This is a genomic window from Streptomyces sp. NPDC021225 (genome assembly GCF_044332865.1).
In the GTDB taxonomy this organism is placed as follows: Bacteria; Actinomycetota; Actinomycetes; order Streptomycetales; family Streptomycetaceae; genus Streptomyces.
Map to the genome: position 1 here is coordinate 462,076 of NZ_JBIRPV010000001.1, position 24,741 is coordinate 486,816.

The following is a 24,741-nucleotide window of genomic DNA, read 5'->3' on the forward strand; positions in this document are numbered from 1 at the left end:
GCCGCCATGCCCCACGCCACCACCCGGGAGCCGGGGGAGCTGGTCGGCCCCCGCTTCGCCCTGTTCTCCGATGTGCTGCTGCTGGGCCTGTCGACCGCCGTCGCCTGTCTGCCGGTGCTCACCGCGCCCGCCGCGATGTCCACCGCCTGCGCCGTCCTCGAGCGGCGGGTCCGCCACGACGAGACGGTCACCGTCACCGGCTACTTCCGCGCCTTGCGGGCCCGGCTGCGCACCGGCGACCTGCTGGCCGGCGCGGCCGTCGTGGCGGGCGGCGCGCTGGTGCTGTTCAACGCGCTGGTGGCCGGGGCGGGACTGCCGGGCGCGGCGGTCTTCCGCCCCGCCCTGCTGGCCGCCGGAGCCCTGCTGGCCGTCGTCCTGCTGCGCGCCTGCGCCCGCCCGGAGTCGGCCATCAGCTGGAGGCAGGCGGCGCGCGCGGCGGCGTACGAGACGGTGCGCGCGCCGCGCGGCAGCGTCGTCCTGCTGCTGGCCGTGGCCACCGCGGCGGTCTGCGCCTGGGCCTACCCGCCCCTGGCCCTGCTCGTCCCCGGCCCCCTCGCGCTGGCCGCGCGGGCCGTCGAGCACTCGGGGGCCGGCTCGGCCACTCCTGAGCATTCCCGAACCACCACGGAGCGCCACAGATGACCCTGCACCGCCGCCACTTCCTCGCCGGGACCGCCGCCGTCGGCGGACTGCTCGCCGCCGCGCCGGAGTCCGTCGCGGCCCCGGCCGGCGCCACGGATGTCGACAAGGACTTTCTGGCCGTCCTCACCAAGGCGGCCGACGGCCGGGTGGCCGAGGTCCTGGACGGGCGCGCCGCCGCCATCGCCGAGCTGACCAACCAGGGCAAGGCCCGCTGGGCCGCCCGGAGCCTGCGTCTGCTGGTCTCGGTGTATGTGTGGGCCGACGCCGACCATCACCACGACGCCGCGCTGATCGCGCCGCTGACCGAACTGGCGGACGCGCTGGCCGCCGCGCAGTTCGACGACGGCCTCTACGACCAGGGCGCGGTGCACTCCCCGCCGGACACCGGATTCTCGATCGTCGACCTGGGCCTGGCGTACGGGCTGCTGGACGAGGACGACCACGCGGCCACGAACGGGGTCCGCGCCACCCTCAAGAAGATCCTGCTCAAGGCGGGCAAGGGCCTGGCCGAGGGCGGGGTGCACACCCCCAACCACCGCTGGAAGATCTGCGCCGCGCTCGCCCGCGTCAACTCCTTCTGGCCGAACGACAGTTACACCCGTCGCATCGACGCCTGGCTCGCCGAGGGTGTCGACCAGTACCCGGCCGGCCAGTACAGCGAGCGCAGCGCCACCTATGCGCCGATCGTCACCAACCCCTCGCTGCTGACCGTGGCGCGGCTGACCGGCCGGCCGAAGCTGTACGCATGCGTGCGCCGCAACCTGGAGGCGACGCTCCACCTGATCGAGCCGAACGGCGAGGTGGAGACGGTGCACTCGCGCCGCCAGGACCAGAAGTCCATGAAGCATGTGTCCGAGTACTGGCTCCAGTACCGGGCCCTGGCGCTCCGGGACAAGGACGGGCGGTTCGCGGCCGTCGCCGAGACCATCCAGCGGCGCGGCAAGGACCAGATCTTCGACGAGACCCCGCTCGGGGACTTCCTCGCCGAGGTGCTCGACCACCCGGAGCTGGCCGAGCCGCTGCCCAAGGCCACGGAGGCGCCGGAGAAGTTCACCTTCCACGACAAGGAGTGCGGCCTGGTCCGGATCGGGCGGGGCGCCGCCCGTACGTCGATCTTCGGCGGGACCGACTTCCCCGATGTGCGCGCCATCGCCTCCGGTCTGTCCACCAACCCGACCTTCCTCAAGTGGCGCAAGGGCGAGGCGATCCTGGACTCGCTGCGGCTGTCCCCGCAGTTCTTCTCCACCGGCCACTTCCGCGCCGAGGACCTGGTGCGCACGTCCGACGGCTGGCGCCTGTCGGCGGAGGTGCGCGCCGCGTTCCATCTGCCGCTGCCGCCCCAGCACCGGCGCTCCGACGGGCAGTACCCGCTGACCGACGACGGCCGGTTCTGGTCCGCGATGGACTTCCCGCACCGGCCCAAGCAGTGGCGCACGCTGCGGACGGAGGTGCGGCTGAGGGAGTCCGGCGGCGGCTGGGACCTGGACTTCTCGGTGGGCCCCTCCGAGGTCCCGCTCGCCCTGGAGCTGTGCTTCCGGCCGGGCGGCACGCTCGGCGGCGTGGAGCCGGTCTCCGGCCAGACGGACACGTACCAGCTGGTGAAGGGGTACGGGACGTACACCGTGGGCGATGACGTGATCACCTTCGGGCCGGGCAACGGCAGCGGACCGCGTCAGCCGGCCACCGTGGACGCGGGGGAGCGCTACAGCTGGATGGCCGGCAGCCTCAATGTGTCCGGCATCCGGGTGCTGATCACCGGGCGCACGCCCTTCAGTTACCGCCTGACGCTGCGCTGATGCGCCGACCGCCCCGCGCCCGCTCTCTGTACAGACGCGGGCCGGGGCGGCTAGCGTGGTAGAAAGAAAGCGCTTGCTATAACTCTGGCGACGTCTGATGAGGACCTCGGTGAGGAGAAGAAAACCGTGACACGCAAGACAGTGCGGATCGCCATGAACGGCGTGACGGGGCGTATGGGCTACCGCCAGCACCTCGTCCGCTCCCTCCTCGCCATCCGCGAACAAGGCGGCCTCGACCTCGGCGACGGCACCGTGCTGTGGCCCGAGCCGGTCCTCGTCGGCCGCCGGGACCACGCCCTGAAGGCCCTGGCCGAGCGCCACGGCCTGGACCACTGGACCACCGACCTGGACGCCGTCCTCGCCGACGACTCGATCGACATCTACTTCGACGCCCAGGTCACCGCCGCCCGCGAGGAGGCCCTCAAGAAGGCCATCGCGGCCGGCAAGCACATCTACACCGAGAAGCCCACTGCCACCGGCCTGGACGGCGCCCTGGAGCTGGCCCGGCTCGCCGACGCGGCCGGCATCAAGCACGGCGTGGTCCAGGACAAGATCTTCCTCCCCGGCCTGCTCAAGCTGAAGCGGCTCATCGACGGCGGCTTCTTCGGCAAGATCCTGTCGGTGCGCGGCGAGTTCGGCTACTGGGTCTTCGAGGGCGACTGGCAGAGCGCCCAGCGGCCCTCCTGGAACTACCGCGCCGAGGACGGCGGCGGCATCGTCGTCGACATGTTCCCCCACTGGGAGTACGTGCTGCACGAGCTGTTCGGCGCCGTGCGGTCCGTCCAGGCCCATGTCACCACCCACATCCCCACCCGCTGGGACGAGCAGGGCAAGCCGTACGACGCCACCGCCGACGACGCGGCCTACGGCATCTTCCAGCTCGAAGGCGGCGCCGTCGCGCAGATCAACTCCTCCTGGGCGGTCCGCGTCAACCGCGACGAGCTGGTCGAGTTCCAGGTCGACGGCACCGAGGGCTCGGCCGTCGCGGGGCTGCGCCGCTGCCGCGTCCAGCACCGCTCCGCCACCCCCAAGCCGGTCTGGAACCCCGACATCCCGCTCACCGAGTCCTTCCGCGACCAGTGGCAGGAGGTCCCGGACAACGAGGAGTTCGACAACGGCTTCAAGGCGCAGTGGGAGCTGTTCCTGCGCCATGTCGCCCTCGACGAGCCCTGGCACTGGGACCTGCTGGCCGGCGCGCGCGGCGTGCAACTCGCCGAGCTGGGCCTCAAGTCGTCGGCGGAGGGCCGCCGCCTGGACGTCCCGGAGCTGGGCCTGTGACCATCCACCTCCCCGCCGAGGGCGGCGCCATCCGCCCGTACCAGCCCCGCACCGAACCCGCGGCCTTCGCCCCCGGCGGCGCGCCGCTCGCCTGCCGTACGGTCTTCTCCGCGGCCCATGTCGTCGCCGACCCGTACGCCGATGTGACCCCCGACGGCCCCGCCGCCGTCGACTGGGACGCCACCCTCGCCTTCCGCCGCCACCTGTGGTCCCACGGGCTCGGCGTCGCCGAGGCCATGGACACCGCCCAGCGCGGCATGGGCCTGGACTGGGCCGGCGCCGCCGAGCTGATCCGCCGCTCGGCCGCCGAGGCCAAGGCGGTCGGCGGCCGCATCGCCTGCGGCGTCGGCACCGACCAGCTGCCCGCCACCGACATCGGCTACCCGTACAGCCTCGACCAGGTCAGGGCCGCGTACGAGGAACAGCTGGAGGTCGTCGAGACGGCGGGCGCCCAGGCCATCCTGATGGCCTCCCGCGCCCTGACCGCCGTGGCCAAGGGCCCCGAGGACTACTTGGAGGTCTACGGCCACCTGCTGCGCCAGGCCGCCGAGCCGGTCGTCCTGCACTGGCTCGGCCCCATGTTCGACCCGGCGCTCGAGGGCTACTGGGGTTCCACCGACCTGGACGCCGCCACCCGCACCTTCCTCGACGTCATCGCCGCCCACCCCGACAAGGTCGACGGCATCAAGGTCTCCCTCCTCGACGCCCAGCGCGAGATCGAGCTGCGCCGCCTGCTGCCGGACGGCGTGCGCTGCTACACGGGCGACGACTTCAACTACCCCGAGCTGATCGCGGGCGACGACCGCGGCTTCAGCCACGCCCTGCTCGGCATCTTCGACCCGCTGGGCCCGCTGGCCGCCGAGGCGGTGCGCAGGCTGGACACCGGCGATGTGGCGGCCTTCCGCGGCCTGCTGGACCCCACGGTCGAGCTGTCCCGCCACCTCTTCCAGGCCCCGACCCGCTTCTACAAGACGGGCGTCGTCTTCCTGGCCTGGCTGGCGGGCCACCAGTCGCACTTCACGATGGTGGGCGGCCAGCAGTCATCCCGTTCGCTCCCGCACCTGGCGCGCGCGTACGAACTGGCGGACGGTCTTGGCCTGTTCCCGGACCCGGCCCTCGCGGAGTCGAGAATGAAGAATCTGCTGGCGGTATACGGAGTGGCGCAATGACCCAGGACCTCACCCGCCTGAGCCTCAACCAGGAAACGATCAAGCAGTGGTCGCTGTCCGAGCTGGCGGAGGGCTGCGTCAAGGCGGGCGTCCCGGGCGTGGGCCTGTGGCGCGCGCCGGTGCAGGAGTACGGCGTCGAGGCGGCCGCGAGGCTGATCCGCGACGCGGGCCTGGCCGTCACCTCGCTGTGCCGGGGCGGCTTCTTCACCGCGATCGACCCGGACGAGCGCGCCGCCGCCCTCGCCGACAACCGCGCCGCCATCGACGAGGCCGCCACCCTCGGCACCGACACCCTCATCCTGGTCTCCGGCGGCCTCCCGCCCGGCAGCCGCGACCTGTTCGCCGCCCGCGAGCGCATCGCCGACGCCCTGGCCGAGCTCGCCCCGTACGCCGCCGAGCGCGGCGTCCGCCTGGCCATCGAGCCCCTGCACCCCATGTACGCCTCCGACCGCTGCGTCGTCTCCACCCTCGCCCAGGCCCTCGACCTGGCCGAGCGCTTCCCGGCGGATCAGGTGGGCGTCGTCGTCGACACCTACCACCTGTGGTGGGACGACACCGTGGCCGACCAGATCGCCCGCGCGGGCGCGGGCGGCCGCATCGCCTCCTTCCAGCTCGCCGACTGGATCACCCCCCTCCCGGAGGGCGTCCTCCTGGGCCGCGGCCAACTCGGCGACGGCGCGGTCGACTTCCGCTGGTTCCGCGAGCGGGTCGACGCGACGGGCTTCGACGGCCCCATCGAGGTGGAGATCTTCAACCCGGCCCTGTGGGCACGGGACGGCGCGGAGGTGCTCGCGGAGGTGGCCGACCGCTACCGCACGCTGGTGCTCTAGCCGCCGCTTCGGGGTGTGTTCGGCAGGGGTGCGTCCAGACCGCCGAACACACCCCCGGCGCGGGGCCCGGAAACCCGCCGCCTGATCAGATGACCGGCGGCCGGCCCAGCCGGGTCATCCGCCAAACCGTGGCCCACCGCATCGGCCGACGCGGTGGGCACGGGGTGCGCAGGCCCTCGACGAAGCCTCCGAACCACGCCCGCAAACCCGCCGCCGACCTGGTGCGGGCCACGGTCAGCGTGGTCCAGACGCCCAGGTAGACGGGGACGAGGAGGGCGGGCAGGTGCCGCTTGGCCAGCCAGACCCGGTTGCGGGCCACCATGCGGTAGAAGACCGCGTGCCGGGTCGGCGACGTCCACGGGTGCCGGAGCACCAACTCCGGCTCGTAGAGCACCTTCCAACCCGCGTCCAGGGCCCGCCAGGCCAGGTCGGTCTCCTCATGGGCGTAGAAGAACGGCTCGGGCCAGCCGCCGATTTCCTCCAGCATCCGCATGGACAGGCCGTGCCCGCCCCCGAGGAACGTCGTCACCAGCCCGCCGCGCATCGGATCCGAGGCACGCAGTCGGGGGACGTGGCGGCGCTGGGTGCGGCCCCGCTCGTCGGCGACACGGAAGCTGACGATGCCCAGCCGGGGGTCGGACTCGTACAGCTCCACCAGCCGCGTGAAGACGTCCGGGCTGATCAGCAGCCCGTCGTCGTCCAGGTCCACCACCACATCGACATCCCCGAACTCCTTCAGCCGGGCCAGGGCGACGTTCCGGCCGCCGGCGATGCCCAGGTTCTCCGGCAGTTCGACACCGGTGACCCCGTCGGGGAGGGGCGGCAGCGGCGAGCCGTTGCCGACGACCACCACCCGCGTCGCGGGGGTGTCCTGCTCGGCGACCGAGGCGAGCAGGTCGGCCAGTTCGGCGGGCCGAGTGCCCATGGTCAGGATGGCGACGCCAACGCGCGGGTGACGCACGGGTGAACTCCGTTCCTGGGGCCGGTTTCCGGCGATGCTATCCGCCCCCGGGGGCCGACCCCCGTCCGCCGCCGGGCAGCGTTCCTCCCCTACAGTGGACGCGGGCCGTGACTGGCGCTGAGGTGGAGCACCACCGGGGAGCGGCCTGACACCGGTTGTCGACGCCGCGCGCCTGGGCGACTCATGTGAGTGCCTCAGGAGTGACGTACCCATGACCGCGCTGTCCCAGGACCGTTCCTAGGGACTGAGCACGAGTCCTGTTGCCAGGACTCGTGCTCAGCCGTGTGCTCCGAACGGTTGTGGGCACTCCCCCAGCTACCGCTGGGAGGTACCCCCTGGTTCCCCGCTTTCGCTCCGCGTCCGGCGCCGGCGGATCGTGTCCGTGGTCCGGGAATGCGGGGGCGGGTTCCCTCGCGCCCCAGGATTCCCGATGTGGCCTGGACGCTCCGATGCCCCGCAGCATCACTCCGGTGCTGTGGGGGCGGTTGCGTCCGTCGCTTGATTGGGTATCCCAGGGCGCGCCGTCCGATGGCCACGGCGGCGGCGTCGTGGCGGGTGGTTGTGCGGGTGTTGGTGGTCAGAGGCCGTTGCCAGTGCTGGGCGCCCCAGCGGCTGGTGTAGGCCGGGTCGACGGCCACGAGGGTGATGCCGAGTTCGGCGGCCATGGAGGTCAGCCTGCTGCGAAGCCTGCTGACGGGCATGCCGGAGATCAGACGGCGGAAGCGTTTGCGCCGCCCGTGCTTCTCGCGGGTCGTCTCCGCCTGGAAGTCCAGGTCTTCGATGGCGATGGACAGGTGGTGGCGTTGGGTCCAGTGCAGGAGGCGGATGAGGGCGTGCCGCATCTGTGCGTCCCGGTGTGGTGCGCTGCCGGACAGGTCGTAGTCGAATCTGCGGGGTTCGCCGACGGGGTTGCCGTGGGCGTCCAGGCGCCAGGCGGCCAGATGGTCGGCGTTCATGTCCACGCCGATCAGCCCACCGGACCGGGCCGCCTCCAGCGGAACCATCTTCACGGGTGGGATCTGCCAGGAGGCTGTCACGTACCAGCGCCCACGCTCCACGTCGTAGTGGATGCGGTACGCCATGGCGCGGTTGGCCGCGATACGGTCGGCCCACTGCTCGCCCCGGTGCCGGAAGTGGACCCGGCAGGCCAGTATGTAGCGGCCGTGGGGTGCGTTCGCCAGATGGGCCAGCGGCGCCGGAAGCCTGATGCTCACCTCACCGTCCGGACTGACACGGATCGTCTCGTTCCCCCAGCGTTTCCCCGACTCGCCATCGGCCTGAAGGAACCAGCGCCCGGCCTCCCACCGCTCCCGCCACCCGGTCCCGGTCAGCCGGGCGGCTTGAAGGTTGTGCCGGTTGCGCAGCAGCTTCCTTCCACCGCGCACCACCCGCACCCGCCCGGCCTCACGATCGGCCCGCTCCCGCTCCAGCCGCTCCTCCAGCAGGCGCAGGCGCCGGGACTTGGCAAACCACTCCTGCCGGGAGCGGTAACCACCCGGTGAACCCTTGGAACCCTTCGACCCCACCGGCAGCGACAACCGACGCGCGATCATGCCGATGCCTGCCTGGAGGCTGTGGATATACGCGGACTGACCGCGCCGGGCCAGCGCCCACTGATCATGCGTGGCCTTGGTGATACTGCCCGCCCAGCGCGAGGAGGACTGACCGGTCACAGCCCGCTTGCGCTCCGCCCACTGGCCACTGTCATGATCAAGACCGGCCGCGCAGCGGACCTTCAGGTCCCGGGAGGCCAGCGAGCCCAGCAGCCCACCAACCAGGCGCAGAACCCTCTCGTCCTGCCCGGTCAGGCCCTTGAGGCTGCCGCGGATCGCCACCCCGGACGGACCGGGCACCACAAACGGCGCCGCCACCTCACGCAGCCCTCCCACTTCCCCCACCCCCACCCGGCAGCGAATAACCCGTCACCACACCCAACGAGCACCTCCCGCAAAGGTCACGCATTCGACGCAAGAACTCCCGTTCCCGACGCAGGCCCGTCGCACAGTCGTCGATACTCGCTCATACGCACCAAAACATGTCCAGGTACTGTCAACCGACAGCAGCTCCCAACCCCCGGCGGCCTCATGCGGCTGCTGGACGAGTACGACGTCGACCTCGCGGGCAAACACGCGGTCGTGGTGGGGCGCAGCGTCATTCTGGGCAAGCCCGCCGGGATGCTGCTGCTCGGCCGGGACGCCACGGTGACCTACTGTCACTCGCGCACCACCGATCTGTTGGCGATCGTGCGGGAGGCCGATGTGCTGGTGGCCGCGGTCGGCCCGTCCCCGGTTCATCGCCGGGGGCGATGTGAAGCCGGGTGCCGTGGTGATCGACGATGGATACAACCCGCCCAATGTCGGGGACGTCGATTTCGAGACCGCTAGGGAGCGGGCGAGCCTGATCACCCCCGTCCCGGGCGGGGTCGGCCCCATGACCATCGCCGTGCTCCTCGCGCAGACGGCGGAGGCGGCGGCACGGCAGTTGGGGGTGGACTGAGGCGCTCCACCGGCGCCATCGGCCGCGTCCGCGCCGCCTGGATGCTTACGCGGGCCGCAGGACGTGAAGCATGAGTTCTTCGTGGATTCGGTGAGCGGTGCTGGCCTTCCGACATGGCGAGCGCACTATCAGCTCGCACAGGGCCATGGTCCGCGTGCCGTCCTCGCGGGGTCATCTCCTCGGGAAGGGGTTCGAGCATCCCGGCCCACCAGCGGGAGCGGGGCGGGAGGGGCGTGCCGTAGGCGTAGCCGACGGGCTCTTCGACGGTCCGATCGAAGTGGAGATCTTCAATCCGGCCGTGTGGGCACGGGACGGCGCGGAGGTCCTGGCGGAGGTGGCCGACCGCTACCGGACATCTGGTGCTCCAGCGGCTGCCCGGGGTGCGTTCGACAGGGTGCGCCCAGGCCGCCGGACACACCCCGGCGCGGGAGCAGTCAGGCGAGGGCGCCGACGCGCTGGGCGAACGCACGTACGCCGGGGAGGGAGCGGTCATGCCGCATCAACCCGGCGGCTATGGTCCGTACGGAGCCGCGGCGGACTTCCTGCGGTGCTGCGTGCTCTGCGGCCAGCAGGGCGCGGTAGCAACGGTCGGGCTTACCCCACTGGTCGAAGGCGCGAGCGACGTCGATCCAGTAGCGGCCCTGGCGTTCGGTGGTGGGCAGGGCGGCGGTGTCGATACGGCGGGCGTGCTCGATGGCTTGTCCGGCGTCGCCGAGCAGGTAGCTGATCGAGATCTGGTGCAGGACCACCTGGCTGGGGCCGAAGACGGCGCCGCGCCCCATTTCATCGTGGCCGAGTCGACCGGCGGTGGTCTGTGCCTCGGCGATGAGCGTTCGCGCGGTGTGTCGGTCGCCTTGCTTCGCCGCCGTGTAGGCGGCGGTGGCGTACAGGTTGCCTTGGACGGACAGCCGTTCGGTCGTGTCCGTGGTGCGGTCGGCGGCCAACTGCTGGGCCGCGGTGACGGCAACGTCGGTGGCGCGGGCGTAGTGGCCCTGGCGCCGCCAGGCGCTGGAGACCATGCGGTGGGCCTCGGCGACGGTCAGCGCGTCCGCACCCCCCAGGGCAGCGGTCAGCGCTCGGTCGGCGGTGACCGCCGCGAGACCGTCCTCGCCAAGCTTGATACACAGCCTGGTCGCGACGGTGTAGAGGTCGGCGATCGCGGTTGCCGCCTGCCGGGGGCGCCCCTCGGCGCCGAGTGCCTGCGCGAGTGCGATTCGGGACGGCAGGCCACGGGCAAGGGCGTCATAGCGGCAGGCGCTGAAGTCGCGGCGGGAGGCGCCGACCGCCGCGAGGACCGTGGACGGGGTGGGGTCCGTGCCGAGTAGCGGGCTGTTCTGCCGGTGCAGCAGCAGGTCCTCCAGACCCGACAGCATCGGCCGCGCCGGAGACTGGGCGGCGGCCGACGTGGGCCCGAAGACCGCGCTGGTGGTCGCCCCGGCCAGACCGGTCAGGAGTTCGCGGCGTCGCACTGGGTCGTCCCCCTCTTCGCCGAACAGGGCCTGCGCTCCTACCCTAGTGGTGCCGGAGAGGCGCTGATCGACGTTTCGGCGGGATGCCGCCTGCTCGTGTCGGGGTGCGAGTCCCAGCAGGTCGGGCGGTATGTCCAGATACTCGGCAACCTGCCGCAGCAGCTGTACGTCGCGCATGGGCTGTATGCCGCGCTCCATCCGGGACAGCGAGGCGGCGGTGTAGCCGACGGCCGCTCCGAGTTGGGCCAGTGTGACGTCGGCCGCGCGGCGGGCTAACCGGACGATCGCCCCGGCGTCACGGCGGGCGAGGGCATCGCGCATGGCGACTGAGCGCCAGATCGGATGTGTGCCGTCCACGACAAGTCACCTCCTATGGGGCCCTATTGTCCCGTCAAACGGTCGCCGATACAGGCAGTTGCAAACCGTTTACGCCACGTGCAAACCGTGTACGTGTCAGAGGGCGGCACCTCCCGTCGGCGACCGGGCTGCGGTGTCCTCGAAGACCAGGACGGCCCGCAGTGAGCGGGTCGCAGTGACAGCCCAGGAATGAGTGCCATGGAGCAGAAGAGCCCGGCGGCTGAGGGCGTGTGGGCGTCGGTCACGTACGCGACTCCGCTGAAGCGGGACGCGATGTACGACCACCGTGCTCAGCAGGCTGGCCTCGGCATCGAGCTGCATCACACCGATGGCCGGAGCACAGAATCGGTGCTGGTCTTCACCCCCGACCAGGTGGAGCTGTACGCCATCCAGTTCGCGCAGCTCATCGCCAAGCGCGAGCAGGCCCGTCGAGAGGGCCAGTGACGCCGTACACCTCACCACGACGTGGAGGTATGGTGCACGACCGCCAAGTCGCCGTGCAGCCGGGCGGTCAGCTCGGCGGGGCCCTCCAGCTCGGGTAGCCGTGCACCACCTTGCGTGCACGCAGAGTTGATCAACAGTCAGTCGCTAAGGAGTGCGCTATGGGAAAGCACAACAAGCCGGACCCCGATCCCGGGCAGGGCACGCCGCCGCCAGGGAACACGGACGGACAAGTGCCCAAACCGCCACCGCCGTCAGGCACGCACAGGAAGTAGTCTCCGATGACCCAGTTCGAAGAGCGGCGGATGCGGTTGGCGGAGGCCATGGAGGCTGGTGGTGACTGGCCCGACCGCTCCCCGTGGATCCGGGACGCCGTCGCCGCCCTGCCCCGGCATCTGTTCGCCCCGGACCGGCTCTGGTGCTGGGACGGCTTCCACTACCAGCCGGTGGATCGCGCCGAGGATCCGGAGCTGTGGGCCGCCGAGGTGTACGCGGGGCCGAGCGACCCGGCCGTCACTCAGGTCATGGGCGGCCGGGCGTCCTCCAGCATCTCCTGTCAGGCCGTCGTGGTGGACATGCTGGATGCTCTGATGCTGCAAGAGGGGCATCGCGTTCTGGAGCTCGGCACCGGCGCGGGATGGAATGCCTCCCTGCTGGGGTGGCGGGCCGGGCCGGGGCGGGTGGTGAGTGTCGAGGTGGATGCGGGGCTCGCGGCAGAGGCACGGCGATGCCTGGCGGTGGCGGGGGCGGACGTGGACGTGCAGGTCGGCGACGGCAGCCTCGGATGGCCGGTCGGCGCGCCGTACGACCGGGTGATCTCGACTTACGCCGTGGACCGGGTGCCCTGGGAGTGGGTGGCCCAGACGCGCGGGGGCGGGCGGATCGTCACCCCGTGGGGGCGGCTGGGGCATGTGGCTCTCACGGTGGCCGAGGGCGGTGGCTCGGCGACGGGCTGGGTGCAGGGGCTGGCGATGTTCATGCCCAGTCGGGGGAGTGAGGCGGGACTGGGCTGGAGCGAGGTACGGGGTGATGGGCCGCCGCAGGATGAGCGCCCGGTCGCACGGGAGCTGCTGTCGCTCCGGGATGACGCGCACCTGTTGTTCGCGGTGCGCGTCGTCCTGCCCGACGTGGTGGTCATCATGAACGCATGCGACGGCACGGCGGTCTGGGCCCACGACGGTGTCTCGTCGTGGGCCATGCTGTCCGCGTCCGACGACGAAGGCGCTGCCATCGCGCATCAGGGTGGGCCGCGCCGCCTCGTCGAGGAGCTGGAGCGCGCCCGGGGCTGGTGGGTGAGCGAGGGCAGGCCGGAACTGTATGACTTCGGCATGACCGTGGAGCCGGACCAGCAGTATGTGTGGTGCCGCGATCCGGTCGCGGGGTCTCGGTGGCCCGTCTAAGACTTATCCCGTAATCCTCCGAGCGTCCGTTACCCGGACGGCTGAGTATCGTTAGGCCCGGCAGTGGGCGGCAAGACGCCCCGTCGAGTCAACCACGGCAGTCCATGCCTCCGGGCCGGACACTCGTGGCAGCTGAACTCCACCCCAGGTGAAGCACAGCCTCTGCTCGGCAGATTCCGGTAGGCGCCATGTCTACCCCAGGATGAGACCCGGCTTGCCGGGACCACGCTTGGGATGCCGTGTCCGCAATCCGGACTATCCCAGCATTACGGGATAGCTCTTACGTGAACGAGATAGTGGGGCACACGCTGTACGGGAGTTGAGTGTGGGTCAGGCCGCCAGGGCCGCGCGGGCCGCGGCGAGGGCCTGTTCGGCGTAGCCGCGGCCGAAGAGGACCGAGTGGACCAGCAGCGGGAAGAGCTGGTGCAGGCCGATGCGGTCGGGCCAGCCGTCGGCGAGCGGGGCCGATTGGCGGTAGCCGTCCAGGAGGTGGTCCAGGTGCGGGCAGCCGAAGAGGTGGAGCATCGCCAGGTCGGTCTCCCGGTGTCCGCCGTGCGCGGCCGGGTCGATCAGCCAGGCGTGGCCGTCGGCGCCCCACAGCACATTGCCGTTCCACAGGTCGCCGTGCAGCCGGGCGGGCGGCTCGGCCGGGCCCGCCAGGTCGGGCAGCCGCTCGCAGACGCGCTCGACCACGGCCGCCTCGGCGGGGCGCATGGTGCCCTCGTCCACCGCGCGGCGCAGATAGGGCAGCACCCGGTGGTCGGCGTACCAGGTCGGCCAGTCGGCGCCGGGGACGTTGCGCATCGGGGCGAGCCCGATGTACGCGTCCTCGGGCCCGCCGGGCGGCGGGGCGCCGAACGCGGGGGCGCCGGCGGCGTGCAGGGCGGCCAGGTCGCGGCCGAACCGGGCCGCCGCCTCGGCGCTCGGGCGGCCGGTCGGGACCCGCTCGGTCACCAGCCAGTGCGGGTCGTGGCCGTGCACCGCCGGGACGCGGACCGTCCCGGCCTCGGCCAGCCAGCGCAGGCCCGCCGCCTCGGCCCGCGCGGCGCCGGGGTCGGTGCCGCGCTTGACCATGACCACCTGCCCGCCGTCGAGCACGACTTCGGCGAGCGCCCCCGACAGCGGGCGCAGGGCGGTCACCGGGCGGCCGGTGAGGCGGGCCGCCGCGGCGCCGGGGTCTTCGCCAGTTCCGCCTTCGTACGTGGCCGACATCGTGTCGTGTCCCTCCGGGCCGCGGTCGTACGGGTCCGAGCCATCAGCGTACGGCGCCGAGGGTCGGGTAGTCGGTGTAGCCGGTGGGGCCGCCCACGTACATCATGTAGCGGTCGCGGACCGGGTTGACGGGCGCGCCGGTGCGCAGCCGCTCCACGAGGTCGGGGTTGGCGAGGAAGGGCCGGCCGAGCGCGACGATGTCGGCCCCCGCGGCCAGCAGCCGCTCGGCCGCCTGCCGTCCGCCGTCGGCGGGGATCTGCTCGCGGGGCAGGACCGGGTTGCCGATCAGCGTGCCGGGCCAGTCCGCGCGGATGCGCTGGAAGAGGGGCTGCTCCGGATCGGCGGAGACGATGTGGAGGTAGGCCGGGTTCCGGGTGGCCACCTGCGCGAGCAGCGCCGGGTACAGGGTGTCGGCGTCGGTGTCGGCGATGCCGTTGACCGTGTTGCCGGGTGAGATGCGCAGGCCGACCCGCTCGGGCCCGATCGCCGCGGCGACGGCGTCGACGACCTCGACCACGAACCGGACGCGGTTGTCCACGCTGCCGCCGTAGGCGTCGGTGCGCCGGTTGGTGTTGGGGGCGAGGAACTGGTGGAGGAGGTGGCCGTTGGCGGCGTGCACCTCGACCCCGGCGAAACCGGCGTCCAGCGCCCGGCGGGCCGCGGCGGCGAAGTCGTTCACGGTGGCGCGGATGTCCTCGGGCGTCATCTCGCGCGGGACCACCGCGTCCTGGCGGCCGGTGGGGGTGTGGATGGTCTCCGGGAGCGGGATCGGGGAGGGGGCCACGGGGGTCAGCCCGCTGTTGTCGGGGTGTCCGACCCGGCCGCCGTGCTGGATCTGGAGAAACATCGGGCCGCCGCCCGCCGCGGCCACCGCCTCGGTGACCCGCCGCCAGCCGGCCACATGGGCGTCGGTGTGGATGGCGGTGATGTTCGGGTAGGTCTGGCCGACAGCATTGGGCGTGGACGCCTCGGCGATGATCAGCCCCGCGGAGGCGCGCTGGGCGTAGTACTCGGCCATGAGCGGCGTCGGGCTGCCGTCGGCGGCCGCCCGGTTGCGCGTCAGCGGCGCCATGACCAGGCGGTTCGGCAGGTTCAGGGGGCCGAGGCGGGTGGGGGCGAAGAGGCGGGAGGTGGTCGCTGTGTCTGTCATGGTGTCCGTCATGCGGGTACCGTAGAACTTGCCATTGATGTCAGATTCAAGCTCGTGCGGTGTGAGGTGCGTCATGCGGATCGGTGAGCTGGCCCGGCGTACGGGAGTGAGTGAACGGTCCCTGCGCTACTACGAGGAGCAGGGTCTGCTGGTGGCGCGGCGCACCCCCGGCGGCCACCGCGAGTACGCGGACGTCGCCGTCGACCGGGTGCTGCGCATCCAGGAGTTGTACGCCGCGGGGCTGACCAGCACGAAGATCGGGCAGCTGCTGCCCTGTATGCGGGACGCCGACGGCGGCCCGTCCGAGACCGCCGACGCTCGCCTGGTCACGGACCTCACGGCGGAGCGGGACCGCATCGACCGCATGATCGAGGACCTGCGGCGCTCGCGCGCGGTCCTGGACGAGGTGATCGAGACGGCCTCGGGCAGTCCCGCCGGTCTCACGCGCGATGCGCCCGCCGGCACGCCTGCTGGTTCTCCGGGGCCGAGCAGGGCAGATGGCCGTGGCGCTCGATGAGGTTCCGTCCGGTGTCACCGGCCAGGAAGTCCAGGAACTTCGAGGTGAGGGAGTTGGGCGGCGGGGTCCCGTAGGTGTACGCGTACTCGGGCTCCCAGAACGGATATGTCTCGTCCCTGACGGTGTCGATCGAGGGCCGGTGCCCGCCCAGGCCCAGCAGCCGCACATCCTTCCGCTCCTCGGCGCGGTCGTTGGCCGCCTTCAGCTCGGTGTAGCCGATCGCGCCCGGCGTCCGCGCCACGGTCTTCAGCACCTCGTCCGTGCTGTCGAGCTCGCAGCGCACGAGGTGCGTGTTGTCGAACTTCGGCGTTCGGCAGTTGTCCGACGTACGCGCGGGCTCGGTCGTGCTGCCCAGCACCCGGTTCTCGAACACCCCGCGCGTGCCCGACTTCCCGTCCCGGCTCACCAGCCTGATCGGCAGATCGGGCCCGCCGACGAGCTGCTTCCAGTCGGTGATCTCGCCCGAGTAGATCTTCCGCACATCATCGAGGGTCAGATTCGATATCCGGACCTCCTTGTTCACCACCATCGTGAACACGGACAGCGCGGTCAGATGCTCCTTGAGCCCCGGATCCCCGCTCCCCTCCCGCCCGTCGGAGAACGACAGATACGCCGGAAAGCCCTTCGCGCCCTCCCCGACGTCCCGCAGCGTGTCCGTGCCGCGGCCGCTGCCCTGGGCGTCGACGGTGATGTGGGCGGCGCCGTCGCAGTCCTCCTCGTACGCCTTGTCCAGGTCGTTCATCACCGGCTCGAACGCGGTGGAGCCGACGACCGTGAGCGTCCCCTTGGCGCAGCCTTGACGCAGCGGGTCCGGTTCCAGGAGCTGAAAGCCGATGGGCTGGAGGATCATGAGAACCACCAGGCTGCCGATGAGCCCCAGCACGCGGTTGCTGGGCCGCCGGAAATGCTCGTTGTTCCGGATCCTGCCCTCCCGGATGCGCCCGGCGACATACGGCTGCTTGTCCGTCCCGGCGCCGGTCAGCAACACCAGCAGCTTGAAATGGTCGCCCTTGTTCAGCGGCACCCTCGGCAGGGAGATCTCATTGCCGCGGCAGATCAGCCCCGGATTCGTCGCGGTGCCGCGCTGGGGCAGATGGCGCACCAGATCCGGATGGCTGGGCTCGGTGACGGCGACATCCCTGACCGTGCGGTTGGGGAAGATGGCGGTGAGCCCGCGGTGTTCGGTCGAGGGCGCGGTGATGTAGTCGTCCACGTCGACGCTGCGGAATCCGTCGTTCTCGATCCGCAGCAGCACGAGCGAGGCCCCGGCGAGGTCGGGCGTGTTCTCCAGCATGCGCAGCCGCTGATGCAGCGGGCCGTCGCTCGTGCTGTCGTCTATCAACGTGTCCATCTGCACGCGGTATCCGATGCGTTTCCGCCCCGGGATCAGCCGCTCGTACGACAGCCCCCCGACCGTGACCACGACACCGAGCAGCGCCAGCAGATTCTCCGGAGCCACCAGCTCCTTCAGCCATCCCATGAACTTTTCCCCCGTCAGGTCATGAGCCCTGAGGGGGCGAATGTATGTCTCCGGGACGGACACGGGGCCGACGTGGCCGAACTCTCATGAAGTGTTCGTCTCGCGTTCAACCGTCGACGGCGTTCGCCCGGTGTGAAGGACCTCCCGTTCCCACTGGTGCCGTTGTTGCGTGTGCAGCCGCCAGTAGTGCTCGGCGATGACATCCGGGTCGAAGTCGGTGCCGGGGGCGACCGGGCCGTCCACGGTCACGGTCGCCACATGTACGCCCGACGGGCCGTACTGTTCGTCGAGAAGTGTCACCAGCGACCGCACACCGGCCTTGCCGAGCGAGAGGCTGAGGTACTGGGGCTTCGGCTCGGGCATTCCGCCGGTGATGAGAAACGTGCCGCTGCCGCGCTCCGCCATGGCCGGGAGGACGTGCGCGGCGGCGGTGATCGCCCCGACCACGTTGACGGCCCAGGCGTCCAGGTGCGCGGACGCGGACAGGTCGCCGAGCGCGTCCGACTGGATGATCGCGGCGTTGTACACGACGACGTCGGGCAGGCCGAACTGCGCGATCGCGGTGTCCAGGGCGGCGCGCAGGGCGCGTTCGTCGGTGGAGTCGGCGACCAGCGGGCGCATCGGCACCCCGGTGGGGGAAACGGCCTCCGCCGTGGCCGCCAGTGTTTTCTCCGACCGTGCCACGAGGGCGATCGGCAGGCCCTCGCGGGCGAAGCGGCGGGCGACCGACCGGCCGATCCCCGGCCCCGCTCCGATGATGACCGCACCCGGCATGATTGCTCCTTCGACGTCGGAAGTCCCGGCGAAGGAAGGCTAAAGTCTCACATCCATGTGAGGGTCAAGCGCGAACGGGAGAGTTCACGTGCGGATCGGCGCCCTGTCCCGCGCAACGGGGGTGAGTCAGCGGCTGCTGCGGTACTACGAGGAGCAAGATCTCCTCCGGCCGACGCGGCTCTCCAACGGCTACCGCGAGTACGCCGAATCGGACATCGCCGCGGTCAGGCATATCCGGGCCCTGCTGGCGGCCGGTCTGCCCAGCGCGGTCATCGCCCGGGTCCTGGGCTGTGTCCACGACGAGGGAGAACAGCTCATCCCGTCGTCGTGCCCCGGCATGGTCGATCACCTGCGACGGGAACACGTCCGGATCAGCGAGGCGATCGCCCGACTCCAAAGTTCCCAACAGGCCCTCGGCGGGCTGCTCGACGCGGCTCTGAGGCACTCCCGCGAGTCCCGTGAGTCCCGCGACGGCTGAGGCCGTTGTCGCACATACCCCATGGGGGTATTGTCGAGTCGTTGGAGTCACGGGGCGCGGCGCCGCGCCGGTGCGGCGGAATGAGGGAATGGGGGCATGGTGGACGTCGAGGGATTCGCGGCGGACGGGTATGACGCGGTGCGTCGGGTCTTCCAGAGGCTGGTGGACGACGGCTCGGAGACCGGCGCGGGCCTGTCGGTGTGGCGGGAGGGGCGCGAGGTCGTCCGGCTGAGCGGGGGTTGGTCCGATGCCGGGCGGAGCCGTCCCTGGCGCGACGACACGCTGGTCCAGCCCTACTCGCTGTCGAAGGCGTTCGTCACCCTCGCCGCGTTGGCGGCGGTCCGTCAGGGCGCGCCGGCGCTGGACGAGCCGATCTCCGGGTACTGGGGCGAGTACGGGGTCCGGGGCAAGGATCGGACCACGCTCCGGCACGTGCTGACACACCAGGCGGGCCAGCCGCGGTTCGCGGCCGAAGCCGCGGGGATCGATCTGCTGGATGACGGCGCGCTGCGGGAGAGCCTGGCCCGGGCGGCGCCGGAGTACGCTCCCGGGACGTCCCTGGGGGAGCACGCGCTGACCTACGGCCACTTGGTGGACGGCATCCTGCGCGCGGGCGCCGGTACGACGCTCGGGGAGATGTTCCATGACGTGGTGCGGCCCGCGCTGGGTCTGGACGCCTGGTTCGGGGTGCCGGATGACGCGCTGGGCCGCGTGGCCGACCTGGAGTACGCGAACCCGGAGTGGCCGCGGCGGCTGCACGCGGCGCCGTGGTTGGAGACCCCCGACGGCGCCCTGGACGTGGCGCGGGTGAACTCCCGGGCCTGGCGGCAGTCGGTCTTCGGAGCGTGCAACCTGCACACGACCGCGACCTCCATGGCGGCGTTCTTCTCCCGCCTCACCAGCGAGGACGGACCGGTGCGCGAACTGCTCGGGCCGGAGCTGCACGCCGAGCTCCTCGCATCCCAAGTCACCGACTTCGACGAGGTCTTCGGCACCAGGATCACCTGGACGCTCGGCTTCGTACGCGACCAGGGCAAGATCGCCAAGGGTGGGATCGGCGGCTCGGTCGCCTGGTGGTCGCTCCGGCACCACCACGCCTGCGCGTACCTGACGCGTCGGTTGGACGACCACTCCCGGGCCGCCGAGATCGCCGCCGCCTTGGGTGACGACCTGGCCGTGGTGGGCGAGGACTGACCGACCGAGGACAGCGACACGCCGTGACGACGGCGTGTCGCTGTCCGGTACTCACCACATCAGCCCGCCGGCTGGGCCGACCGCGTGAATTCCGAGGTCATCGCGACCGGGACGCGGAAGAAGCCGTCGTCGTGGTTCTGCTCCGCGGCGTGCAGCAGGGCGTCCGTGTCGCCGACGCCGGCCCAGCCGAGCATGTAGCCGAGCAGCGAGGTGCGGCCGGGTGCCCCCGTGTAGAACCCGTTGTCGCGGGCCCTGGCCAGGACGAGCTCCTGGTATTCGCGCGCCCGGGTCAGCAGCGAGTCGTCGCCGAGCACCCGCCCCGTGGCGATCAGCGACTGGACGACGCCGCTGCTGCCGTGGCAGACCGACAGGTCCACCGGCCGGTGGGCGGGCAGCCGTGTCGCCGCCTCGACCAGGGTCTTCAGCCGGCGGCCGGAGAGTTCGTCGGCCCGGCCGGCGGAGAACAGGATCTCGGCGGAGGCCAGCAGCAGACCGGCGGCGCCGTTGCACCACCCCGCGAGCGAACCGCCCGTGCCGGAACCGGCCCGAGTCGTCAGCCAGTCGGCGGACTCCCTGGCCAGCGCCTCGTCGCCGAGGACCCTTCCGGTGCGGGCGCGGGCCCACTGGAGCCCCAGCTCGCCGTGCGCCAGATCGAACCAGGGCGCGGTCCTGGGGGCCTGGAGATGGCCAAGGGCCAGATCACGCAGGCGCGCGAGCCGGGGCTCGCCGCACAGGGCGGCGGGGTCGTCGCCGGCCTCCAGGCGGGACAGCAGGACCATCAGCAGACCGGCCGGGCCGTTGCTGAGGTCGGTCTCCAGGTCGTCGGACGCGGCCCGGGCGTCAATCTTGTCGAGCAGGGATCCGAGCCAGTCGGTCGGCGCCGTCTGCGGTCGGGTGAGCAGCAGGGAGGAGGCGCCGCTGAACACGGACTCCGGCATCTGGTTCAGGGTCTCGCCGTAGCCCGCCAGGAGCTCGTCGAGCCCCCGGTCCGCACGGAGGTGAATGGTCCGGAAGCCGTCGTCCAGGGTGGTCGCCCGGTTGAGGAAGGCGACGATGCCGCCCATGTCATGGAACGAGACGAAGTTGCCCGGAGTGATGGTCGCCGCGGCCCGCCCGGGGCCGATGCCGCCCAGCCAGCCGGTCCGCGGGCCGTCCGGCGTGTGCAGGGTCACGCCGAGGTCGGCGATCCGCCGCGCGATCTCCGGCCACCAGGTGCCGGGGCGGGCGTGCCGCAGGGGCGCCGCGAACACGCTGTGCCGGGACAGCCCGGCCGGGCTGTCCTCGCCGAACACCTCGCCGAAGCACTCCTCGAGCAGGTGGTGGTGGTAGCCGTCCGGCCGGGCGGCGTTGAGGGTGACGCCACGCCGGGCGTGGTCCACCGACGAGGTCTTGAACACCTCGGGGAAACGCACCCGCGAGGTCGCCAGGTCGGTGGAGTCCGCCCGCGAGCTGAAATAGGGCACGTTCCCCGTGTGCATACCGGCGCGCTCCTCGTCGCCGACGCGACGGGCCAACTCGGCCGTGAACTGGCCGGAGTTCCCGAGCAGCCCGAACAGCCGCTCGGCCTCCTCGGGCCGGGAGAGGTAGGAGGGGTGCGTCGAGGCGTCCATGAACCGGCTGTAGACCAGCGTCGCCCGCAGCACATACCGGACGGGCATGTCCCGATGGGCGTCGAGGAGCGCCGGGATCGCACCGCCGCGCACGAACTCGAGGGCGTCGGTGTAGCCGGCCAGCACATCGGAGAAGTGGTCGGTCGCGGACAGCGGCGCGTCCCCCAGCCGTGGCAGGTTGGCGTCCTGCCGGTAGGTGATGGGATCCCGCCCGACGGACATGCCGTCGGTGCCGATGTCGCGGATCACCGTCCGGGTCATCTTGGACGGCTGATCGCCGGCCACACCCACCCCCGCCATGAGGAAGTCGACGGGGGAGGCAGGGCTCATCGAGGGCACGAGCATCGTGGAGGCGACCGACAGCTTCATGTGATTGATCAGCAGGTGCGGAAGCGTGTCGTTCTCGACGCCCGCGTCCGGCCGCAGGACGGTCTCGGTGTCGATCACGCAGGGGTGTTCGCCGTGGGCCAGCAGATTCTCGTCGTGCAGATCGGACGCCCCGATGGCGGAGAGGATCGCGCACAGCGCGCCGAACCGGTAGAAGTACCGGGCCGGTTGATCGGGCGAGGTCATCGGCTCCGAGGGGATGAACTGCTGCCAGCCGTGGGAGCCGGACGTCACCGACATGGGCAGGCAGTCCCGCAGCGAGAAGGTGAGGTAGGGGTCGGCGGCGGTGTACAGGTCCCGTACGAAACTGTCCGTCGCCAGGGCGCGCGGCTTGAAGATCAGCCGCGCGCCGCTGGTCAGCCGCACCCCGATCACCTGGCGGTTGTCGTTGTGCGGATCGGACCCGGTGAGGAAGATGTCCTCGACCAACTCCCCGGCCGCCGCCGTACGGGGCGTCAGGCAGTCGGCCCGCAGCGCCTCCTGGTCCGCCGTGTACGCGGCGAACATATCGGTGTACGCGTCGAGCGAGTTGTCCACCAGAGCCGCCAGCCGCTGCCGCAGCACCGGGTAGGCGTCGGAGATGCGCCGGCAGGTGCCGGGCGCGCCGAGATGCCTGCGGAACCGCTGTAGCGCCTCGTCGACGTCTGCCGTCATGGGCAGCCCCAGGCCCTCGCGGAAGGCGTGGAACTCGCCGATCAGCGTACGGAAGGAGTGGCCCTCGACAGCCGTCAGCAGCTCTCCCCAGATGGTGTCCACCACCGCCTCGCGCCGTTCGGGGCGCGTGACCGGGGCCATGACCTCGCGCAGCGCCGCGACCACGGAGCTCCTGGGCACGAGGTGCTGATAGAAGGGGAGGAAGGCGGGGATCGAAACGTCCGGGTCGGGGACCGGGCCCTCCGGGCCGGTTATGCCTTCCGGTCCCGATATCAGGACATCGGGGTCACTTTCCGCGTAGAGATTCATGTAGACCGGTCCTCCGTTCAGCAATTCCTCGTGTGTGCCCTGTTCGATGACGCGTCCGCGGTCGAGCACGTAAATGCGGTCGGCCGCTTTGATGGTCGCCAGTCGGTGGGCGATGATGATCTGTGTCGCGCCTATGTCCTGGATGATGTCCGTGACGCGTCGCTCGTTGATGGTGTCCAGCGAGGCCGTCGCCTCGTCGAGCACCAGGATCGCGGGCCGCTGGAGCAGGGTCCGTACGATGGCCAGCCGCTGCCGCTGACCGCCGGAGAAGTTCGCGCCCATTTCCGAGATCAGGGTGTTGAGCCCCATGGGGAGGTCCTGGAGGAAGTCGAGGATTCCGACGCTCTCGCAGAATTCGCGCACTTGTTCCTCGGAGATGTCCTGCCCCATTGTCAGGTTCTCCAGGATCGTGCGATTGTGCAGATGCACTTCCTGGGGGATGTATCCGATGGAGCGGCGCAGCGAATCCTTGTCGTATTCGGTCATGTCCCGCCCGCCGAACTCGATGGTGCCCCGCGTCGGTTCGTAAAGACCGCAGATGATCTGTCCCAGCGTGCTCTTACCGGATCCCGAGGTGCCGACGAGGGCGACCTTGGCCCCGGCCGGAATGTCGATCGAGACATCGCTCAGGACCGGGTCACTGTGGGCCGTGTACTGGAAGCCGATGTCGGTCAGGCGGATGGAGGTCGAGGGCAGCCGCTTGAGGTCGCCGCCCCGGTTCTCCGACGGCGTCTCGACGATGTCGTTGAGCCGCGCCATGTAGCGGGACGCCTCGGCGAACTCGGTGCAGGTCTGGAACACCGACGTCGACAGCGCGAAGTAGGTGCCTGACACCGTCTGCACCGCCATGGCCTGGCCCAGGGAGATCTGTCCGTGGCCGACGAGGTACAGGCTCGACAGCAGCAGGATCAACGGGCCGAACATCTGGGTGGTGGAGGTCAGGCCCGAGATGCGGCCCTGTTGCAGGCGCATACGGTCCTTCATCGCCTGGAGGGACGAGGAATAGACCTTGCTCCAGCCGGTCAGGAACTCGGCCGCATAGCCGCCCATTTTGATGGTGGGCACCGAGACGATCGCGTCCAGCTGGGCCGACTGGCTCCTGCTCAGCTGAGTCATCTCCGCGTCCACGGACTCCAGCACCCGGACCCGGGTCTTCATCAGATACAGGGCATTGGCCAGGGACAGTCCCGCCGTTACCAGGCCGAGCCGCCATTCGGCGATCAGCAGATAGCCGCTGACGCATATCAGCGTCCCGACGTCCAGCACACCCTGCGCCACGCGCGAGGAGAGCAGATCCCTGATCACATTCACGCTGCTGAGCCGGAACAGAAGGTCGCCGGGTTGTCGCGTCGTGAAGAACTTGTACGGCAGGGAGAGCAGCTTGGAGAACGTCTGGATCATCAGATGCTCGCCTATCATCGCCACCACGGACGAGAGCACGGCGACTCTGAGCAGATACAGCGCGAAATACCCGACGGCTACGGCGACGATGACCGAAAGGACCGTGGCCAGGTCGTCCAGGCCTCCCCAGCGGACGTACCGGTCGACCGCCCATTCCGTCAGCATCGGTATGCCGAGGGTTCCCGCGTATCCACCGAGCGAGAGAAGCCCCACCAGCGCGATGCGCCTGCGCGAACCCTTTGCGAAGAGCGGGACACCGCGCCACTCCGCCATGAACTTCCGCGGCGTCGGTTCGAAGTCGGGGCCGGGCTCGGCGGATACGGCGATACCGCTGAAGCCGGCCTCCAGTTCCTTCCTGCTGAGGCGCCGCCGCCCGAGCGCCGGGTCCATGATGACCGCTCCGCGGCCGTCGAACCGCTCGAGCACCACGAAGTGGTAGTCCTCCCAGTAGAGGATCACCGGCGAGGTGAACTTCGCGAGCGCCGACACGTCCTTGACGCGGAAGAGCTTCGCGTCCATGCCGCGCTCCCGGAGGAAGCGGGCCAACTGGGTCGCGCTGAGGCCGTCCCGGCCGGCATCCATGACCTGCCGCGCGCTGGATATCTCCTCGGCGCGCCCGTGGTAGCGCAGCACCGCGACACAGCAGCACAGGCCGCATTCGGTCTGGGCCACCTGCGTGATCGTCGGTACCCGCCGGGCCGGGCCGGACCGGCGGAGGATGGTATTCCACGTCATG

18 protein-coding genes, 2 pseudogenes and 1 riboswitch are annotated in these 24,741 nt (G+C 71.1%); of the genes and pseudogenes, 12 read left to right on the forward strand and 8 right to left on the reverse strand.

What is annotated here, in order from left to right; all coding sequences use genetic code 11:
- The first annotated feature begins 6 nt into the window (after window positions 1–6).
- The 5 genes from ACH4S9_RS02140 (at window position 7) to ACH4S9_RS02160 (ending at window position 5,715) form a co-directional block, all read left to right on the forward strand.
- Window positions 7–642: a hypothetical protein gene (locus tag ACH4S9_RS02140; RefSeq protein ID WP_311729659.1), complete on the forward strand. Its 636-nt coding sequence runs from the start codon at window positions 7–9 to the stop codon at window positions 640–642.
- Entirely contained in the window at window positions 639–2,438 is a 1,800-nt protein-coding gene (locus ACH4S9_RS02145; RefSeq protein ID WP_398369238.1) for a hypothetical protein, read from the forward strand. Before ACH4S9_RS02140 ends, ACH4S9_RS02145 begins: the two co-directional genes overlap by 4 nt.
- 126 nt (window positions 2,439–2,564) lie before the next feature.
- A complete protein-coding gene (locus tag ACH4S9_RS02150; RefSeq protein WP_311729657.1) occupies window positions 2,565–3,716 on the forward strand; it encodes a Gfo/Idh/MocA family oxidoreductase in 1,152 nt (383 codons plus the stop codon).
- Window positions 3,713–4,885 (forward strand): dihydrodipicolinate synthase family protein, encoded by a 1,173-nt coding sequence (locus ACH4S9_RS02155; RefSeq protein ID WP_385340740.1) that lies wholly within the window; start codon window positions 3,713–3,715, stop codon window positions 4,883–4,885. The genes ACH4S9_RS02150 and ACH4S9_RS02155 overlap by 4 nt, the downstream gene beginning before the upstream one ends.
- Window positions 4,882–5,715: a sugar phosphate isomerase/epimerase family protein gene (locus ACH4S9_RS02160; RefSeq protein WP_398369241.1), complete on the forward strand. Its 834-nt coding sequence runs from the start codon at window positions 4,882–4,884 to the stop codon at window positions 5,713–5,715. The genes ACH4S9_RS02155 and ACH4S9_RS02160 overlap by 4 nt, the downstream gene beginning before the upstream one ends.
- An 85-nt stretch (window positions 5,716–5,800) precedes the next feature.
- Here ACH4S9_RS02160 and ACH4S9_RS02165 read toward each other — a convergent pair whose 3' ends face one another.
- Entirely contained in the window at window positions 5,801–6,676 is an 876-nt protein-coding gene (locus ACH4S9_RS02165) for a glycosyltransferase family 2 protein (RefSeq protein ID WP_398369243.1), read from the reverse strand.
- Between the two features lie 97 nt (window positions 6,677–6,773).
- Window positions 6,774–6,861: riboswitch (ZMP/ZTP riboswitch) on the forward strand.
- Window positions 6,862–6,870: 9 nt separating this feature from the next.
- Window positions 6,871–8,565: an IS200/IS605 family accessory protein TnpB-related protein gene (locus ACH4S9_RS02170; protein WP_398369245.1), complete on the reverse strand. Its 1,695-nt coding sequence runs from the start codon at window positions 8,563–8,565 to the stop codon at window positions 6,871–6,873.
- A 180-nt stretch (window positions 8,566–8,745) separates the two neighbouring features.
- On the opposite strand from ACH4S9_RS02170, the pseudogene ACH4S9_RS02175 reads away from it, so the two are divergent.
- Both ACH4S9_RS02175 and ACH4S9_RS02180 read left to right on the forward strand, forming a co-directional pair.
- Window positions 8,746–9,172 (forward strand): annotated as a pseudogene (locus ACH4S9_RS02175) (bifunctional 5,10-methylene-tetrahydrofolate dehydrogenase/5,10-methylene-tetrahydrofolate cyclohydrolase); the annotation flags it as partial.
- Between the two features lie 259 nt (window positions 9,173–9,431).
- Window positions 9,432–9,521 (forward strand): annotated as a pseudogene (locus tag ACH4S9_RS02180) (sugar phosphate isomerase/epimerase); the annotation flags it as partial.
- A gap of 85 nt (window positions 9,522–9,606) precedes the next feature.
- On the opposite strand, the gene ACH4S9_RS02185 reads toward ACH4S9_RS02180, so the two are convergent.
- The gene (locus tag ACH4S9_RS02185) at window positions 9,607–10,998 is read right to left on the reverse strand and encodes a helix-turn-helix domain-containing protein (protein WP_398369247.1); all 1,392 of its coding nucleotides are present in this window, start codon (window positions 10,996–10,998) and stop codon (window positions 9,607–9,609) included.
- Between the two features lie 198 nt (window positions 10,999–11,196).
- On the opposite strand from ACH4S9_RS02185, the gene ACH4S9_RS02190 reads away from it, so the two are divergent.
- Both ACH4S9_RS02190 and ACH4S9_RS02195 read left to right on the forward strand, forming a co-directional pair.
- The gene (locus ACH4S9_RS02190) at window positions 11,197–11,442 is read left to right on the forward strand and encodes a hypothetical protein (RefSeq protein WP_311729651.1); all 246 of its coding nucleotides are present in this window, start codon (window positions 11,197–11,199) and stop codon (window positions 11,440–11,442) included.
- Between the two features lie 278 nt (window positions 11,443–11,720).
- A complete protein-coding gene (locus ACH4S9_RS02195; protein WP_398369249.1) occupies window positions 11,721–12,839 on the forward strand; it encodes a protein-L-isoaspartate O-methyltransferase in 1,119 nt (372 codons plus the stop codon).
- A gap of 330 nt (window positions 12,840–13,169) precedes the next feature.
- On the opposite strand, the gene ACH4S9_RS02200 is transcribed toward ACH4S9_RS02195, so the two are convergent.
- Both ACH4S9_RS02200 and ACH4S9_RS02205 read right to left on the reverse strand, forming a co-directional pair.
- Window positions 13,170–14,051 (reverse strand): fructosamine kinase family protein, encoded by an 882-nt coding sequence (locus tag ACH4S9_RS02200; RefSeq protein WP_398369251.1) that lies wholly within the window; start codon window positions 14,049–14,051, stop codon window positions 13,170–13,172.
- 43 nt (window positions 14,052–14,094) lie between these two features.
- Complete coding sequence (locus ACH4S9_RS02205; RefSeq protein ID WP_398369253.1) at window positions 14,095–15,201, reverse strand: alkene reductase; 1,107 nt, start codon at window positions 15,199–15,201, stop codon at window positions 14,095–14,097.
- A 73-nt stretch (window positions 15,202–15,274) separates the two neighbouring features.
- Between ACH4S9_RS02205 and ACH4S9_RS02210 the strand changes: the two genes are divergently transcribed.
- Window positions 15,275–15,718 carry a MerR family transcriptional regulator gene (locus ACH4S9_RS02210; protein ID WP_311729647.1) on the forward strand — a complete coding sequence of 148 codons (444 nt, stop codon included), beginning with the start codon at window positions 15,275–15,277 and terminating at the stop codon, window positions 15,716–15,718.
- Here ACH4S9_RS02210 and ACH4S9_RS02215 read toward each other — a convergent pair.
- Both ACH4S9_RS02215 and ACH4S9_RS02220 read right to left on the reverse strand, forming a co-directional pair.
- Window positions 15,642–17,198 carry a substrate-binding domain-containing protein gene (locus ACH4S9_RS02215; RefSeq protein ID WP_398369255.1) on the reverse strand — a complete coding sequence of 519 codons (1,557 nt, stop codon included), beginning with the start codon at window positions 17,196–17,198 and terminating at the stop codon, window positions 15,642–15,644. The two genes, ACH4S9_RS02210 and ACH4S9_RS02215, sit on opposite strands and share 77 nt — an antisense overlap.
- 84 nt (window positions 17,199–17,282) lie before the next feature.
- The gene (locus ACH4S9_RS02220; protein ID WP_398369257.1) at window positions 17,283–17,972 is read right to left on the reverse strand and encodes an SDR family NAD(P)-dependent oxidoreductase; all 690 of its coding nucleotides are present in this window, start codon (window positions 17,970–17,972) and stop codon (window positions 17,283–17,285) included.
- An 88-nt stretch (window positions 17,973–18,060) separates the two neighbouring features.
- Between ACH4S9_RS02220 and ACH4S9_RS02225 the strand changes: the two genes are divergently transcribed.
- Entirely contained in the window at window positions 18,061–18,450 is a 390-nt protein-coding gene (locus ACH4S9_RS02225; protein WP_385340757.1) for a MerR family transcriptional regulator, read from the forward strand.
- Window positions 18,451–18,546: 96 nt separating this feature from the next.
- Window positions 18,547–19,644 carry a serine hydrolase domain-containing protein gene (locus ACH4S9_RS02230; protein ID WP_311729643.1) on the forward strand — a complete coding sequence of 366 codons (1,098 nt, stop codon included), beginning with the start codon at window positions 18,547–18,549 and terminating at the stop codon, window positions 19,642–19,644.
- Between the two features lie 59 nt (window positions 19,645–19,703).
- Here the strand turns inward: ACH4S9_RS02230 and lanM are convergent, their stop codons facing one another.
- The gene (gene lanM, locus ACH4S9_RS02235; protein WP_398369260.1) at window positions 19,704–24,740 is read right to left on the reverse strand and encodes a type 2 lanthipeptide synthetase LanM; all 5,037 of its coding nucleotides are present in this window, start codon (window positions 24,738–24,740) and stop codon (window positions 19,704–19,706) included.
- Between the last annotated feature and the right edge of the window lies 1 nt (window position 24,741).